A 14592-nucleotide genomic window follows, 5' to 3' on the forward strand; every position below is an offset into this window, starting at 1 on the left:
AGTCTTCGGCATCATCATGCGTCGCCAGAAGCAGATCAATCAAACCAGGATCGTCGCTTGACAAACAGAAGGGCGTCTAAGGCTGATAGTAACAGGGCCGGGCGCATGAATAAGTGCGTTTTCGACGATATTGCGGATCATTTCTCTGAGGCTGATGGCTTCGCCACTCATATAGAGCGGCTCATCGGGCATATCAAAGCTGATGGTTTGTTGCAGATCGAAATAACTGCCTTCAGCGCGCAGTCTTCGGACTGCTTCCTGTGTAACCTGCCGTAGATCGAGCGTTTCGAGCCTTCGCGATTGAATACTGTGCAGCGTCGTCGCCTCAGATAAAAGCTGATTTGCGAGAAGACTTGCGCTTATGGAGTTGGTATGGACACGGGCAAGGATTTCCTTTTGCCGGTCTGGATCAGTTTCTTCGAATGACAGTTCGGTCAGGGCACGCAAGGCGGTAAGTGGCGTGCGCATCTGATGTGCTGCATCGGCTGTGACCAGCTTTAATCCGGCAAGCACATCGTTCAGCCGCCCCATGAAATCATTGAGCGCTGTGACAAGTGCGCTGACTTCCTTGGGAATAGGACCGGCAACCGGGTTAAGGTCGGATGAGGAGCGCTGGCGCAGATCAAACTCAACCGTTCGCAGCGGTCTGAATGCAAACCGGATTGCGAGCCAGATAAGGACCAGTGCGAGCAAAGCCACTCCAAGCGCAGGCAAGAGAGTGTTGAGGCTTAGTTGCAAGGTTAGCTGCCTCCGCGCTTCGCGCGTTTCACCCACCAGAACATCGACCCAGCCGCCGCCTCTTGCGTCGCTGTGATAGCGTGCGACTGCAGCAATTCGTACTTTTTCACCGCGATAAACACTGTCGCTGAGGCGAATGCGGCTATTGTTGCCATGCGGAATTTCGAGCCCGAGAATAGGCGAACCGGTCAGGAGGCTGCCATCGGGTGCTACGGTACGATAGAAAATGCGATTGAGGCGCGAAGTGCCCAGAATGGAAAAGGCCGAGTGTGGAAGATCGACGCTGAGCGCACCATCCTGCAGAGTTATCGTGTCTGCGATCGATAGGGCCGCCGCTCCAAGAACACGGTCGAATGCTTCATCGGCTGCACGATGCGCATACCAGCGACCAAGAAAGAAGAGCAGAACGGTGACGGCAAGCAGCGTTAATCCACTGCCCACCAAAATGCGGCGCTGGATCGAATATTCCCTGTTTGCGGCTCCTTTGACCATCAGAGCTGCGGCGCTTTAAGCCGGAGCAAATAACCCACGCCGCGTTGTGTAACAATCTCAACTGTGCTGTGCTCGAGCTTCTTCCGCACGCGTGAAACCAGCAGTTCGATAGCATTGGGTGTGCCGGTATCTTCATGGCCAAACAGTTTCAGAACCAGCATATCTTTTGGAACCGTGACATTGAAACGGGTGGCAAGCATTTCCAGAACGTCGAATTCCCGCCGCCCGAAATCCAGTGGCCCGTCACCCTGCATCACTGATCTTTGTGTTAGGTTGATCGATAATTCGCCGATCCGCAAAACCGGCTGTGCCACGCCCATATGCCGTCTTGCGACGGCTCTGATACGGGCAAAAAGCTCCCTGAGATCGAAGGGCTTTACCAGATAATCATCAGCGCCAAGCTCGAGAAGATCGATCTTGTCGGCAATCGATTGCGAGCGGTGATCACCAATACCGGGCATGACAAGGATTGTTCTCGCATACTGCGCAGGATGGCAAAACCGTCACGTCCCGGAAGGTTGATGTCGAGTACGATCAGATCAAAGGAGCCATTCACAGCCAGATATTCCCCCTGCACACCATCATAGGCAGTCGTGACAGAGTGGCCTTCCTTTTCAAGCTTTGAAGCAATAGCAAACGCAATATCGATTGTGTCTTCTACAAGAAGGATACGCATGTTGTGTTCGACGATTCTATTCAAGGTTTTCGGGACGACAGGATTCTGACAGTTAGAATTGCTAGTATCTGAGAAAATACTGGATGAGGCTGCGGCACTTGTATCATAGCAAGTGTCCAGGGAGGAAAAAATGTTCTGGCGCGGGTTGGCATGTCGTATCGGCATGACCTTGTTTGGGCTTCAGCTGTGCATCGCTTATGCGAATGCTGCTGATGCTGCTTGCGCTTATCGCGGTGCGCTGGATGAGCGTTATTGCGACGAGAACCGCGACCTTGTCGCAGATACTCCCAAAGACGCTTCCCAATGGCGTGATCCGCAAACACTCGTATGGGCTTATTCGCCCATCGAAGACCCGGCGGTTTATGCTCGGCTCTTTAAGCCGTTCACCCAGCATCTTGAAGCCTGCCTTGGACGGCAGATCGTTTATTATCCGATTCAGTCCAGTGCTGATGAAGTTGAGGCGATGCGTTCAGGACGCCTGCATTTTGCGGGCTTCTCTACAGGGCCGACAATTGAGGCGGTCAATCGTGCAGGTGCGGTTCCTTTTGCCGCCAAAGGCACTGGCGATCAGATGCGCGGCTATAGGCTGGTCGCGGTCGTGCGCGCGGGCTCGCCCTATGAAAAATTGGGTGATCTTAAAGGGCATCGCGTCGCCCATGCATCATTGTTCTCAAATTCTGGCAATGTCGCGCCACGCGCTCTCTTTCCAAAAGAAGGTCTCACGCCGGGGCAGGACTATGCGCCTATCATGTCGGGCGGACACGATAAATCGATCCTCGGTGTTGTCGCCGGTGATTACGATATGGCGGCTGTTGCCTCCGATGTACTTGAACGCATGATCGAGCGGGGGCTTGTGAAGCGTGATGCCGTTCGTCTGATCTATCAGAGCGATCTGTTTCCGACCTCTTCATTTGCTTATGCTCACAATCTTGCGCCGTCGCTCGTGGCGGAGATGAAGCGCTGCTTCTTCAATTTCACATTCACGCCTGAAATGAGAGCCGAGTTTCAGGGCGACGATCACTTCATTCCCATAGATTATGCAGCCGCGTGGTCCGTGGTGCGTGAGGTGAGCGAGAAGGCTGGCGCACCGCCTCCATAATTCGCTTCGCAGCAAGCGATCAATTCGCATGGCATTTCTCTGAGTGCCAGCTCCCGCAGCAAGCCAGAACACAGTTAACTGCAACCCGATTGGGTTTCGGTCGGAGTCTCTTCGGCTCAAAGTGGATAAAATAATGAGTTTTTACAAGCAACTACCCTACAAATATAAGGTCTATAATGCAGACCCCACGACACTGATCGGGGTTATGCTGGCAATCGTTTTTGCCTATCTGATTGCAGCGCCAATCGTGCTGCTTTTGTCAGATGCAGTGATTGTCCAATTTGCTGATCGGGCACGCTCGGGCCAGCAGATTGGTGAATTGACCTTTTATTATCTCAACCGTGCGTTCTTCTCGGCGATTTCGACCGATGTGTTCTGGCGTCCGCTTTGGAACACAGCAATCATCGCACTTGGTTCGATTGCCTTTGCGCTTGTCACAGGCATTCCACTCGCATGGCTTTTGAGTCGCACAAATTTGCCGGGCAAGAAGTGGTTCTCGACAGCATTGATCGTTCCTTACATGCTGCCTTCGTGGACCTTCGCACTGGCTTGGCTGACCCTGTTTAAAAACCGCACCACCGGTGGTCAGCCAAGCTGGATGGAAGCTTTGGGCTTCTCGCCACCTGATTGGCTTGCTTACGGCATGTTGCCAATCACGATCATCCTGGCCATGCACTATACGCCATTCGTGATCCTGCTTTTCGGCAATGCGTTGCGGCAGTTTGATTCCACGCTTGAAGATTCAGCCCGTGTCATGGGCGCAGGCAAATTGCTGATTGCGCGCCGCATCATTCTTCCATTGATGCTGCCCTCGCTTGTGTCGGCTTCAACGCTGATCTTCGCCAAATGCCTCGGCGACTTTGGTGTTGCCTATATTCTTGGCGTGCCGGTTGGTTTTGACGTTCTGGCGACGTCTCTTTTCCGTGCAATTTCAACCAGTCAGGCTGGCATGAGTGCCGTTCTTGCGGCAACCATTGTCGTGCTTGGTAGCATTTCAATCTTCCTCGATATGTATCTGCTCAAGGAAGCGCGCCGTTTCGTCACTATTGGCAATAAGGGCTCGATGAACCGTGAGACAGACCTTGGGCGCTTCCGTGTACCTGCATTCAGCTTCGCCGCACTCATGTTCGTTGTCAGCGCGTTCATTCCGTTGATGGCGCTTTTGCTGACGACGGTTATGCGTGTGCCGGGCGTTTTCACGCTGGATAATTTCACGCTGGATTTCTGGATCGGCACCGATCTTAACACCACCGCGATGAGCAATGGCATCCTCTTGACAGGCGAGTTCTGGAAAGCGACCTGGAACACGTTGTGGATCGTCGGCTCGGCTGCTTTGGGTGCAGGTCTGCTTGGTCTTCTGGTCGGCTATGTCGTGGCTCGCACGCCTGTTTCGCTTGTTGGCACGTTCCTGCGTCAGGTGACATTCCTGCCTTATCTGGTTCCGGGCATTGCCTTTGCTGCGGCCTATCTCACGATGTTTGCAGTGCAGCGTGGTCCGCTTCCCGCCCTTTACGGAACGCCGATCCTGCTGGTTCTCGCGATCCTTGCCGATCAGATGCCATTCGCATCGCGCGCGGGTATCTCTGCAATGATGCAGCTTGGCAAAGCGCCTGAAGAAGCGGCCCAGATCGTGGGTGCCGGTTTCTGGCGTCGTCTGGTTTCGATTGTCGCGCCGATCCAGAAAGGCTCTCTGGTTTCTGGTATTCTGCTGCCGTTTATCTCCGGCATCAAAGGCTTGAGCCTCGTCGTCGTGCTGGCTGTGCCGGGCACGGATGTTCTCACCACCTATGCATTGCGCCTCGTCGACTACAGCTATAGCCAGGCCGCGAATGCAGTCGTTTTGATGATCTGCGTCATCGCCTTTGGCGGCACGGTCATCGTTCAAAAACTCACCAACAGCAAATTGTCTGACGGATTGGGAGGCAAATAATGTCGAGCATTACTATTCGCGATGTCAGAAAGAGCTACGGCAAAGCCGCCCGCGCCGCAATTGAAAAGCTTTCACTCGAAATTCCAAAGTCGGAGTTTCTCTGCCTGCTTGGACCTTCGGGCTGCGGCAAGACGACGACGCTCCGCATGATTGCGGGTCTTGAATATCCAACCGAAGGTCAGATCCTCGTTGATGGTCAGAAGATCGTATCGGTGGATGACGGCATTTATGTACCACCAGAAAAGCGTGGCATGGGGCTGGTGTTCCAGAACTATGCCCTTTGGCCGCATATGACGGTCGAACAGAATGTCGAGTTCGGCTTGAAGTTGCATAAGGTAGCCAAGGCTGAGCGTCAGCGTATTATCGATGACGTTCTGCAGAAGCTTGGCATTGAGCGTTATCGCGACCGTTTGCCAGCGCAGATGTCTGGCGGTCAGCAGCAGCGCGTAGCGCTTGCGCGTATGCTGGCGCTTAAGCCCGATATTATTTTGCTCGATGAACCACTTTCCAATCTCGATGCGAAACTGCGTCTCGAAATGCGTGCGGAACTCAAGCGTATTCATCAGGAGATGGGGTCGACGGTCGTATTCGTAACCCACGACCAGTGGGAGGCCATGACATTGGCAACCACGATTGCGGTGATGAGCGAAGGCGAGTTGCAACAGCTCGGCACGCCTGACGACATTTACGAGCGGCCGGCCAATCGCTTTGTGGCTGAATTCATCGGCAATCTGCCGATCAATATCATCGAGCTTAATGACAGCAATAACGGCGCGTTGGCGACATGGGCACGCGATTACCTCAAGGCGCAGAGCATTGCGGCAAGCAATGTCGGTTCCGTCGGTATCCGGCCGGAATCCGTGCCACTCAGCGATACGCCTGTTGAGCAGGGATGTGTGGCCAAAGTGGTCGATATCGTGCCCACCGGCGGTAGCTGGATCGTCGAAATGTCAGTTCATGGCGAGCAGTTTTTTGCAATCGTCGCAGATGCTCCAGCCCAGAAGGCTGGCGATGAAATCTGGTTCCATGTCGAACGCAGTCACGTCCATGTGTTCGACAGAGAAGGCAAGCGCATCAGCGACTGAAAAGAGGCGTATCGAATGCGCGTCGATGCTTTCGCTTTCAAACAATAACTATCAACTTTGGAGGAAATAATGAGTTCAACCCTTCGCAAATATGCGGCCCTTTCATTGAGTGCCGCACTTCTGGCAAGCACAGCTGCCTTCGCAGAGCCTGTCGCTGAAATCGGTATCAAGGATGCAGATTATTCGCTCGACGCACTGATTGAAGCGGCCAAGAAAGAGCCTGGCATTACCGTTGTGGATGCCACTGGCAAGATCGTCACCATGGCTGAAGCCTTCACCGCAAAATACGGTGTCAAGGCTACAGGCGTGAAGATGAACGGCCAGAACCAGGAGCAGGTCATTCTGCGTGAAGCGGCCGCGAACAATGTTCGCACGGACGTCTTCAACATGAGCAATCTACCATCAGTTACGTCGGAAATCATCGTTCAGGGCGCAGGTCTCAGCTGGCTTCCCGTCGATCTCAAGGATCAGGTGCCGGCGGAATATCAGAACCCAGCCATTACCAGTCTCAATCCATGGGTGTGGGCTTATAACTCTGATGTTCATGGCGATAAGTGCCCGATCGACAATATCTGGGCGTTGACCACGGAAGAATGGAAGGGCCGCATTGCTATTCCTGATCCGCTTCTGCGCAACGAAACCATGTTCTGGTTCAATCAGATTGCCGAGCATGATGATGAAGCCATGCGCAAGGCATATGAAGAGTTCTTCGGTGAGCCACTGAAAACCGAGGAAGCAAGCGCGACTGCCGAATGGGTCAAGCGCTTCGCCAAGAACCGTCCGAGCGTTACACGCAGCGATACGGAAGTCGGTCCGATCATCGGTGCAAAGGGGCAGGAAAAGCCATTTATGGGCTTCCTCAGCACCTCAATCTTCCGTGACGCCAAGAAGAATGGCTACACGATGGGCATTTGCGCGGGCATGAAGCCCTGGGCCGGACAGCTGACACCACGCGTTGCCGTTATCGCATCTGGTACGAAAAGCCCGAATGCATCGAAGCTCTTCGTGCATTACATGATGACGGAAGAGGGCATGGCGCCGCAGCTGGCCGACGGAAAGATCTCATCGAGCAAGGGAGCGAAGATTCCGGAAAGCGAAGTTTCCGGCATCGTTAACGTCATCGACCAACTCTATGTTCCACATTCCGAGACTGCTGAAAGCGACTATTCGAAGCTACAGGATTGGCAGGATTTCTGGACCATTAACTCTCGATAGAGAGTATAGCAGTAGGATAATGGCCAGAGGTTTAATCCTCTGGTCATTTTTCTGTATTTGTTTTCGAAACTGGCACGTCACTTTAGCATTATACAATCCTGAGCCTATAAACCGAACTTTGCACTCGGAGCCTCAGCCAGCCGAATCATATGATCAACCTGTGAATTGAAAATATCCGATTCAAATAATTGCAGGGATCGTATCCAGCGTCAATTAGTGACAATTTCTTTGGCTACTCGGGGTGCACCTCACTATCGCAGTTTTTGGCCAGCCGTTAATCATCCCGCTAGCCCCAAACGTCGTCGCTATAAAAATCGCCAGGAGAACAAATTTTCTGAGCATCGTCAGATCCTTTTCGGCGCAGTATTGAAAGTAAGTGGCGAAAGCTTTGACCTATGTTGGACTTGCGCAAGTCAACTGGATCTGGATTTCCCGATTGGCGGCCAGTCCAGGTTCGCTCGCAAGAACAAGAGACTTTGTTGCATTCTTATTGATCACGATAACGCCTTGCTGCAATACTTCTCGCGCGCCTCCTATATTGACGCTGCTAATATAGGCTGCCCGCGCCGAGAAACATCCGCAGTCACCAATTGGCTTGTATAATTGAAAACTGGTTCTGACCGAAACGAGGTTCGTTATCGTCTCAGTTTCTGCGGCTTTGACCGTCACGCATGCTGCCAGTCTATTCTGAAAGGCAACGCCGCCAGTATCTTCGGCGGTCGCCGAACTGCAGAGCAATGCGGATAAAACCGCGCCATAGATCAAACCTTGCATGGACGGCTCCTCGTTTATTGCGGTGGTAGTTTTTTAATGCAACTTAGAATATCAACATCGCAAACGGGAACTTCGGACCGTGTTGCGGGCTCATCCAGCCACCGATGATACGCGCTACGAATCTCCACGTCCTTATAACTGTAGATTTTCACCTTCTTGTCGATGCGGCTCGCCTGCAGCGCTTTCGGGGTTACGGCCATATGAAAGGCCAGCTCATTGAACTGCCAGACTTTCCAGCCTTTTTGCCTCTCAATGACCCGTACATGATAATAAGGATCATCTGCTCGCTCCGGACGTACTTTATAGACGTCGGCCCACCGTACCATTTTCGGTGAAACGGATAAGACGATGCTTTCCTGCTGTTCCTGGGCTAAAACTGGAGTGACAGCGAGAACGCCAAAAACTGCCAGAGAAACGAAAGGTCTCAATAGTTTCGACATTCATTTCCTTCCATCAATTGTCCCATCCTTCATTGTGAAGCGGCCGATATTGCAGGGTCTTGCAATATCCTGAATCGCTATCCATGACGAAATTGACTGATCTCCAAAGTAAGATGGGGAACTGGAAAAAACAAACGCCAATTTCTGCCGAACGATGTTAATGACGTTTAACAATAATCCAGCACATATGGCTCGGCAAAGCAGATATCGACCTAGAATGATCGTCTGGCTTTTCGCACATTCTGGCCAATTTTGAGATGTGGCGAGTATTGAGTAAGCTAATCTGTATGAGTATTGATTCTCTACCGCCAGATAGATCGGCGACCTTGTTATGGCAATCAGTTGTACCGGTCACAGCAGCAGTCATCGTCGTTCTTGTCGCCTCGCAAATCCCCTTGCCTGGTATCGATACGTCTGTACTGGCCGAGCAGGCGATTTACTCTCCTAACGGAGCGCTGGCGCGTTTCTCAATCTTCGCGCTTGGGGTCATGCCGCTCTTCACTGTGCTTGCCCATGTGGAAATTGCGAAACTGATTTTCCCCTCTTTGGCGCGTTGTCAGATTGCCTCTTCGGGAAATGCTTTTCGGATTAGCGTAGTCATCAAGTCCATTGTCCTCCTTTTTACTGCCATCCAGGCATACGGCATGATGAGCGCGCTGGCGGCCATGGACCTCGTGGAGGGATTTCCTGGAGCGACGAGTGTCGGAATCGTGTCATTCGTCGGCACAACCGCGGTGCTGATCTGGCTAAACGACATCGCGCGCTTCCCCAATTTGGGTAATGGCGTCTGGTTGCTTCTGGCGATCCCGCTTCTCGGCGCGTTACCGCTTGATCTCGTCACATCAATCGAACTGACGCGCTTTGGCGCGGTTTCCGCCATGGACTGGCTGATCGCCACCCCTGTCATCCTTCTGGCCGTTTGGATGATCGTTGTCGCCAATGCACTGTTATCAGGAAAGGGTGGTGAAGCAGCGCCAAAACTTTCGCTGACGGTTCTGCTCTGGCCACCATTTCTCGCCAGTACCGTTGCCGGCTATCTGTTCATCGTCCCGCTGATCTTCACCCCGGAATTGTTTTCCGACACGCCCTGGCTGCTGAACCTGGGGGCTCTGGCATTGTCCGCCATCCTCATCCCGCTTTTCGTCTACGGCTATCACCGGCTCATTTCAATCACCCAGCCTGAGATAGCGTGCGGCGAAATCAGATCGATCCTAGTTGCGGTCGCCGGCGTTCAATTCCTGGTATGTATAGGAATGGGCATTCTGAGACAGGCTACATCTTTTTCGTTCATTCCCAGTGGCGGGATGCTGATCGTTTGCGTCACAGTCCTGCTGGCTTTCAGATCGCTGCTGGACGAATGCTTCGGGGTGGGCGCGTGACAGGTACCGCAAGGATCATACTGGGATTTGCTTTGTCACCTCTTGCATCGGGCGTACTGAACATGATCCTCATGGGAGGCTTTCACGGCTTCCCGATCATTATGTTCAGCTATCCACTCGCATTGATGTTCGGAATACCTGGATTCTTCGTTGCCCGATATCTTGGGTGGCTGAGCTTAAGGGCTGTGCTCCTTGGCGGTGCCGGACTTGGGTTATTCGTGCGCTGTGTGATGGTCGCGTTTGATGGCGGATATCACGGGCGCCCGTCGCCGATCATTCTTGGCTTTGCAGCGATGGCAGCTCACAGCGCCGTTGTCGCAGGGCTGTTCTGGTTCATCGCCTTGTGGCCGCGCAACGAACATAAAGCTCCACCTTCAGGACCACAGAATTGATTGCAGAAATTTTTGCTACACATCGCCGCTCTCGGAAACTCAAATTCAGGAATGCCCAAAAACTATGAAGACCCCCTTCTCAACCGCTTGTCTGATTGCGATATTTCTATCGGCGAGTGCTCCGTCCTGGGCTGACACAGTTGAAACGTCTGTTCAGAACGCTTTTGATGCGATGGCGTCTGCCCAAAGCGAAGATGCATATTTTGCTGCAACGCGCAGCATCATTGCACTTGGCCCTAACGCGTTGCCGAGTCTGACAAAACGTCTAGCTGCAGCCAAGGACGACGATGAGCGTATCGAGGTCACCTATCTCCTTGCCGGAATTATTGGTCCGATGAAATTCAAGCGAGAGCCAATCGAGTTGCCGCCTGAACTAGTCTCTCTTATCGGAAGACTTCTTTTTGAAACGAGAAACCTGCAACTTGAAGCCAATCTTGCCAATTTCACCGTTGTAGCTCCTCATCCCGCCGAATTCGGTCCGGGATTACTCGCCCTGCTGGAGCGAACGGAAAACGAAGCCTTGCGAGCCACCACTTCGGCAGCAATCGTCTATCAGGGGGAAGAGGCTCTACCTCTTGTACACAACGCATTCTACGCCAGCACCAATGACAGGTTCAGCGGAGATCTGGCACATTTGCTCGCCGATACGGACCTCAGTGAACGGTCGATTGCCAAAATGCAGGATTTGCTTAAATCTGACAACGCTGGCGCACGTCAGTCGGCTGCGCGAACACTCGGGAAGGCGGGCTTAAAAAATGACGCTTTGCTGGAATCTGCCTTGAAAGATCTCGCTTCCGCCCGAACAGAAGTCGAATTGAGCCTCGCCGCCGGTAAAGTCAGGAAACAGACCGACGGCAGCGATCGCGTCGCTAGTGCGCTTGCGGATGCATTCAACCGGGCACATAGGATTGAGGAGAGAGCCGAACTTGTATCTGCAATGCGGGCCACCGGCGAGCCCGGTGAGAAGCAGTTATTTGCCGCTTTGCAGGCTTCCAACGATCCAGATGAGATAACTGATATAATGAGGCTTACGAACAGTAGCTTTCACAATGATCCACGGTTGTCCTCCGCCTATGTAGCCATCCTGAAGCGGACTGACGACGAAAAGGTAAGCGAGGCCGCAATCTTTGGTCTCGTGATGATGCGAAAGTCCGGGCAGGAGGCCATAGATGCGGCGCTGAATGAGACATCGGACGATGATCGGTTACAACGAAGGCTCACAAAAGCGGCAAGATCGTTCCCCGCCAATAGGTCTCCCCAATGACAAAGCTGGGTGTCTACGAATTTAATGGTATAGCAAATTTTACGCCTTGGTTTCTCAAATCCATCCCAGTAGTGAGCCCCGTATTTATAGCTTGGGCGTACGACTGCTCCATTCACTGTAGATCATCAGCAGGATGGTGATTGGAAACAAAACGCCTAGCGGGAAGTGGTAATAACTGATTGCTGCGAGCGCTATTGTGGCGGTTGCAGCCGCAATAATTCGTCCCCAATAGGCCATCCGTCCTCGTTTCTCCGCCTTGAAATAGGCCAGCAATCCGTAGCTTACGGTGGGATTTACATTGATCAAGAATAGGACTGCCGAAGAGATCGGGCCCGAAGAACGGTTAAATAAAATTATTGGGCCTGTCGTTCCAATCTCTCCACGATAGCACTCCAGGCCAATGCCAAAATCGGAGAATGAGCTTCCTGCCGGACAAGAAAGTGGTAGTCCCGGCGAGCCAAACCACCTCTGCAAGAGGCGTGAAACCACTTGCTTGGGTTCGGTCTAAGCGCAATGGTTCAGACCTAACTTGGCCGCGCTTAAATTAATGTAATGGTGCCCTGAATGAACAATAGAACTTTTATAGCGGTCGTCATCGCGATTGCACTTGCCGGAATTAATGTCCCCGTGCGGGCCGACGGTTTCAAAATCCATGAGCTGACGCCCATCAAGCAGGAGTTCTGGTCAATTTTCGATGCCTCCGCGCATCATGCGGAAGAACCGACTAACTTTCGGATGTCCTGCTGCGGAACAGATGACGACCAGCATTTGATGATCGCTATCGATCGCCATGTCGACGAGCAAGGGCAAGAAAACAGAACGGACGAAGGTTATCTCACAGAGCTGGACGTCAGTTCCGAAAAAATCGGGTTCAAGATTGAGAAAATCGACCTCTCCCCTGCAATTGGGCGACTTATCCGCCTTCCGAATGTAGGTGGCCTGAAAGGGGTGAATATTTTTGTCGTAGAAGCCGGAGACAGGCTCACAATCCAGTCGGCCGCACCGACTGAGGAGGCCGCTGAGAACAATGCACGGAAGGCCTTGGAAATAGCAAAAAAGTCCGTCATCGGACGATGACCCTGTCTAGAGGCCAAGCGCTTTCTTTAATTGACTTCTGTTAAGTCTCCGTCGAGCGGTCTGGACGAAGATTTTATAGATAGAAAACTGAAATCAAAAACAATGTCATTCTTCGCTTAAGCAATCACAGTGCTTGCAAACGATAGGCAGCTGCGAAAGCGGATAGGTCGACGTGTACTTCAGTACATTGCCTGCAGATCGCAGTTCGATGCGATCATCAGTGTGCGTGCAAACGTCAATGATTGCCTCACCGAGGGCAAATGCGTCAAAGGAAGCCGTAAGTAGCTGGCAGCCACCTTCATTCAGGGCTTGTATCGCTTTGTAGAGCGCCTGGGCTTGAGCGTCGTTTAAAAGCATGGGCGGCTCCGTCAATCTAAGTCAAATGCGAATTCGATCATAACTCACGGCCGTGTTGGATGACTTCTCAAAAGAGAAAGCAACGGGTCCGGATTTCTTTCACTGAAATGCGAACAGGTGACCGGCGTGTAGGAAGTCACCTGTTCTGATGGCGCTTTCGCAGATACTACGATTGCAATTAGTCTCAAGCCTGTCCGAGACGTCTGCGCAGTTCTTCGTTTTCTGCGCGCAGTTTTGCGGCGAGTTCCTTGCGCAGCTTCAGGTTTTCCGCTTCAAGCGCAATCAGGGCCTTTAGATCGTCGCTCGCCCCCGCTGTCGTTTTTGCCTTTGCTGCTGCCGGTGCTGTTTTTCCGGCGGCGTTCTTCCAGTTGTAATAAGTCTGTTCGCTGACTTCCAACTGCTGCAGCGCGGCTTTCAATGTGGTCTTGCCACTTTTGGTCGCCTTTTCAACGGAAGCAAGAATTGAAGTGCGTTGTGCGGGAGTATATTTCTTGACCGTGCGGGTGGCTGGCTCTGCTGCAACGGAGGCTGATTTTGCTGCGGCCCTGGTAGTTTTAGCGGCAGGTGCTGTAGCCGCCTTTGCGGGCCTAGGCTCAGCTTTTTTGCGTGACGCACGGGTTTTCTTCGTGATGCCTACAGGCTCGGCGGTTCTAACCTCAACTGGTGTCTCGTTTACTGCTGCAATGGTTTCGTCTGCCATGGTATGCTTCTCCAGATCGATGTTTGGAAATTCATTTAGGCGTCAAAAATACAGGTCAATGGTTGATGTAACAATAAGGCCGTGTACATCATGTGTTCAAGATGAGATAAACTTGCTTTCAGGGCATATCGATCAGGTCGGACATTCTGTTGAGTGTTGAAAATCCGCCGCATAATATGTAGCTACTGCTAAAAGCCCTTTGACGCGCGTAGAGCGTACCTTCAAATTTCCTCGGGAAAGCTACTCACGGATGAAAAATCGAATCCGCAATGTTGTCGTTGATTATAAGAACAAGCGTACTCGCAAGGGCTCGTCATCTTTGTGGGGGAATCTGGATCTGAAGTCGATCACCGAACAAGTGGAAGCGGATGCGCCCCAATCTCCTATGGACGCTCAGGTCCAGCCTGATCTATCCAAGCCGATTGAACGCAAAACTGAGACTACGACCATAAATGCTGTGTCGCAAACTGAGCCGGTCATCGAGCAAGTTGAAGAGGCTTTGAGCGAGCAAGAACTTTCCAACATGGACGCCTCGAAACCGGAAGAAGCACCCCTTACAATGGAAGAGCTGCAAACGGAAAACATGGTGGGAAATCCTGTTGTCAGTGAGAAAAAGCCGTCTGTTCGACGTGGTATGAAAAAATCAGCTCCGCAGAAACAACAAGCGGCAATTCGGGTGTTTGCCGAGCCTGATATTCAGGCTGAATTGTCAGCTCTTGAAATAGAGAATGCCGATCTGAAACGTGAACTGGCCGCCAGATTACGCATGGAGAACAGGCAGTTGCTCAAAATGCTTCGACGATTGGAAAAGCAATAGAGAAACGGTCGCTAAGACTGCTCTGCTGGCCTCATAACTGATCTGTTCACGCGTTCTGGTGACATGTGTAAGAGCTATGGTTGCCAAAACTATTGTGTTGTCAGGCTTAAGCTGACAGCATTTCTGCGTACTGTTGCGGCAGGTATAGGGAGGTCGA

16 protein-coding genes are annotated in these 14592 nt (G+C 52.3%); 9 read left to right on the forward strand and 7 right to left on the reverse strand.

The window, feature by feature from the left end; all coding sequences use genetic code 11:
* Nucleotides 1-39: 39 nt before the first annotated feature.
* Genes JNC63_RS18235 through JNC63_RS18245 form a run of 3 tightly spaced genes read right to left on the reverse strand, consistent with a single transcriptional unit; the run spans nt 40 to nt 1906 of the window.
* The gene (locus tag JNC63_RS18235) at nt 40-1230 is read right to left on the reverse strand and encodes a sensor histidine kinase (RefSeq protein WP_374846611.1); all 1191 of its coding nucleotides are present in this window, start codon (nt 1228-1230) and stop codon (nt 40-42) included.
* The gene (locus JNC63_RS18240) at nt 1230-1691 is read right to left on the reverse strand and encodes a response regulator transcription factor (protein ID WP_247644444.1); all 462 of its coding nucleotides are present in this window, start codon (nt 1689-1691) and stop codon (nt 1230-1232) included. The genes JNC63_RS18235 and JNC63_RS18240 overlap by 1 nt, the downstream gene beginning before the upstream one ends.
* On the reverse strand, nt 1607-1906 hold the full coding sequence (locus tag JNC63_RS18245) for a response regulator (RefSeq protein WP_374846612.1): 300 nt from the start codon (nt 1904-1906) through the stop codon (nt 1607-1609). Before JNC63_RS18245 ends, JNC63_RS18240 begins: the two co-directional genes overlap by 85 nt.
* Nucleotides 1907-2036: 130 nt before the next feature.
* Between JNC63_RS18245 and phnD the strand changes: the two genes are divergently transcribed.
* From phnD to JNC63_RS18265, 4 genes are all read left to right on the forward strand, one after another.
* Nucleotides 2037-3005 carry a phosphate/phosphite/phosphonate ABC transporter substrate-binding protein gene (gene phnD / locus JNC63_RS18250; protein WP_006471502.1) on the forward strand — a complete coding sequence of 323 codons (969 nt, stop codon included), beginning with the start codon at nt 2037-2039 and terminating at the stop codon, nt 3003-3005.
* Between the two features lie 133 nt (nt 3006-3138).
* Entirely contained in the window at nt 3139-4935 is a 1797-nt protein-coding gene (locus JNC63_RS18255; RefSeq protein WP_063883012.1) for an ABC transporter permease, read from the forward strand.
* Nucleotides 4935-6020 carry an ABC transporter ATP-binding protein gene (locus tag JNC63_RS18260; RefSeq protein WP_006469912.1) on the forward strand — a complete coding sequence of 362 codons (1086 nt, stop codon included), beginning with the start codon at nt 4935-4937 and terminating at the stop codon, nt 6018-6020. The genes JNC63_RS18255 and JNC63_RS18260 overlap by 1 nt, the downstream gene beginning before the upstream one ends.
* 69 nt (nt 6021-6089) lie before the next feature.
* Complete coding sequence (locus JNC63_RS18265; protein WP_006471504.1) at nt 6090-7235, forward strand: ABC transporter substrate-binding protein; 1146 nt, start codon at nt 6090-6092, stop codon at nt 7233-7235.
* Between the two features lie 393 nt (nt 7236-7628).
* On the opposite strand, the gene JNC63_RS18270 is transcribed toward JNC63_RS18265, so the two are convergent.
* Nucleotides 7629-8009 carry a DUF2195 family protein gene (locus tag JNC63_RS18270; protein WP_006469914.1) on the reverse strand — a complete coding sequence of 127 codons (381 nt, stop codon included), beginning with the start codon at nt 8007-8009 and terminating at the stop codon, nt 7629-7631.
* A gap of 14 nt (nt 8010-8023) precedes the next feature.
* Nucleotides 8024-8449 carry a DUF5086 domain-containing protein gene (locus JNC63_RS18275; RefSeq protein WP_006469915.1) on the reverse strand — a complete coding sequence of 142 codons (426 nt, stop codon included), beginning with the start codon at nt 8447-8449 and terminating at the stop codon, nt 8024-8026.
* A gap of 287 nt (nt 8450-8736) precedes the next feature.
* Here JNC63_RS18275 and JNC63_RS18280 point away from each other — a divergent pair, with 287 nt between their 5' ends.
* From JNC63_RS18280 to JNC63_RS18295, 4 genes are all read left to right on the forward strand, one after another.
* Nucleotides 8737-9828 carry a preprotein translocase subunit SecY gene (locus JNC63_RS18280; protein ID WP_157796378.1) on the forward strand — a complete coding sequence of 364 codons (1092 nt, stop codon included), beginning with the start codon at nt 8737-8739 and terminating at the stop codon, nt 9826-9828.
* Nucleotides 9825-10220 carry a hypothetical protein gene (locus JNC63_RS18285; protein ID WP_128006246.1) on the forward strand — a complete coding sequence of 132 codons (396 nt, stop codon included), beginning with the start codon at nt 9825-9827 and terminating at the stop codon, nt 10218-10220. The genes JNC63_RS18280 and JNC63_RS18285 overlap by 4 nt, the downstream gene beginning before the upstream one ends.
* 64 nt (nt 10221-10284) lie before the next feature.
* Complete coding sequence (locus JNC63_RS18290; RefSeq protein WP_006471507.1) at nt 10285-11484, forward strand: hypothetical protein; 1200 nt, start codon at nt 10285-10287, stop codon at nt 11482-11484.
* A 564-nt stretch (nt 11485-12048) separates the two neighbouring features.
* A complete protein-coding gene (locus JNC63_RS18295; protein ID WP_006469920.1) occupies nt 12049-12561 on the forward strand; it encodes a hypothetical protein in 513 nt (170 codons plus the stop codon).
* Between the two features lie 105 nt (nt 12562-12666).
* On the opposite strand, the gene JNC63_RS18300 is transcribed toward JNC63_RS18295, so the two are convergent.
* Together JNC63_RS18300 and JNC63_RS18305 are read right to left on the reverse strand one after the other, a co-directional pair.
* Nucleotides 12667-12918, reverse strand: coding sequence for a hypothetical protein (locus JNC63_RS18300; RefSeq protein ID WP_006471508.1), 252 nt, complete (start codon nt 12916-12918; stop codon nt 12667-12669).
* 184 nt (nt 12919-13102) lie between these two features.
* The gene (locus JNC63_RS18305) at nt 13103-13618 is read right to left on the reverse strand and encodes a transposase (RefSeq protein ID WP_006469922.1); all 516 of its coding nucleotides are present in this window, start codon (nt 13616-13618) and stop codon (nt 13103-13105) included.
* Nucleotides 13619-13868: 250 nt separating this feature from the next.
* Between JNC63_RS18305 and JNC63_RS18310 the strand changes: the two genes are divergently transcribed.
* On the forward strand, nt 13869-14435 hold the full coding sequence (locus JNC63_RS18310; RefSeq protein ID WP_006471509.1) for a hypothetical protein: 567 nt from the start codon (nt 13869-13871) through the stop codon (nt 14433-14435).
* The last annotated feature ends 157 nt before the right edge of the window (nt 14436-14592 follow it).

Source organism: Brucella ciceri (genome assembly GCF_041930145.1).
GTDB lineage: Bacteria > Pseudomonadota > Alphaproteobacteria > Rhizobiales > Rhizobiaceae > Brucella > Brucella intermedia.

Excerpts from the sequence above, each read along its gene's own strand:
- JNC63_RS18305 (WP_006469922.1), bottom strand. The coding sequence starts at position 13,618 with ATGGCAGACGAAACCATTGCAGCAGTAAACGAGACACCAGTTGAGGTT.
- JNC63_RS18290 (WP_006471507.1), top strand. The coding sequence starts at position 10,285 with ATGAAGACCCCCTTCTCAACCGCTTGTCTGATTGCGATATTTCTATCG.
- JNC63_RS18235 (WP_374846611.1), bottom strand. The coding sequence starts at position 1,230 with ATGGTCAAAGGAGCCGCAAACAGGGAATATTCGATCCAGCGCCGCATT.
- JNC63_RS18255 (WP_063883012.1), top strand. The coding sequence starts at position 3,139 with ATGAGTTTTTACAAGCAACTACCCTACAAATATAAGGTCTATAATGCA.
- JNC63_RS18300 (WP_006471508.1), bottom strand. The coding sequence starts at position 12,918 with ATGCTTTTAAACGACGCTCAAGCCCAGGCGCTCTACAAAGCGATACAA.
- JNC63_RS18240 (WP_247644444.1), bottom strand. The coding sequence starts at position 1,691 with ATGCCCGGTATTGGTGATCACCGCTCGCAATCGATTGCCGACAAGATC.
- JNC63_RS18280 (WP_157796378.1), top strand. The coding sequence starts at position 8,737 with ATGAGTATTGATTCTCTACCGCCAGATAGATCGGCGACCTTGTTATGG.
- JNC63_RS18270 (WP_006469914.1), bottom strand. The coding sequence starts at position 8,009 with ATGCAAGGTTTGATCTATGGCGCGGTTTTATCCGCATTGCTCTGCAGT.
- JNC63_RS18275 (WP_006469915.1), bottom strand. The coding sequence starts at position 8,449 with ATGTCGAAACTATTGAGACCTTTCGTTTCTCTGGCAGTTTTTGGCGTT.
- JNC63_RS18310 (WP_006471509.1), top strand. The coding sequence starts at position 13,869 with ATGAAAAATCGAATCCGCAATGTTGTCGTTGATTATAAGAACAAGCGT.
- JNC63_RS18295 (WP_006469920.1), top strand. The coding sequence starts at position 12,049 with ATGAACAATAGAACTTTTATAGCGGTCGTCATCGCGATTGCACTTGCC.
- JNC63_RS18265 (WP_006471504.1), top strand. The coding sequence starts at position 6,090 with ATGAGTTCAACCCTTCGCAAATATGCGGCCCTTTCATTGAGTGCCGCA.
- JNC63_RS18260 (WP_006469912.1), top strand. The coding sequence starts at position 4,935 with ATGTCGAGCATTACTATTCGCGATGTCAGAAAGAGCTACGGCAAAGCC.
- phnD (WP_006471502.1), top strand. The coding sequence starts at position 2,037 with ATGTTCTGGCGCGGGTTGGCATGTCGTATCGGCATGACCTTGTTTGGG.
- JNC63_RS18245 (WP_374846612.1), bottom strand. The coding sequence starts at position 1,906 with ATGCGTATCCTTCTTGTAGAAGACACAATCGATATTGCGTTTGCTATT.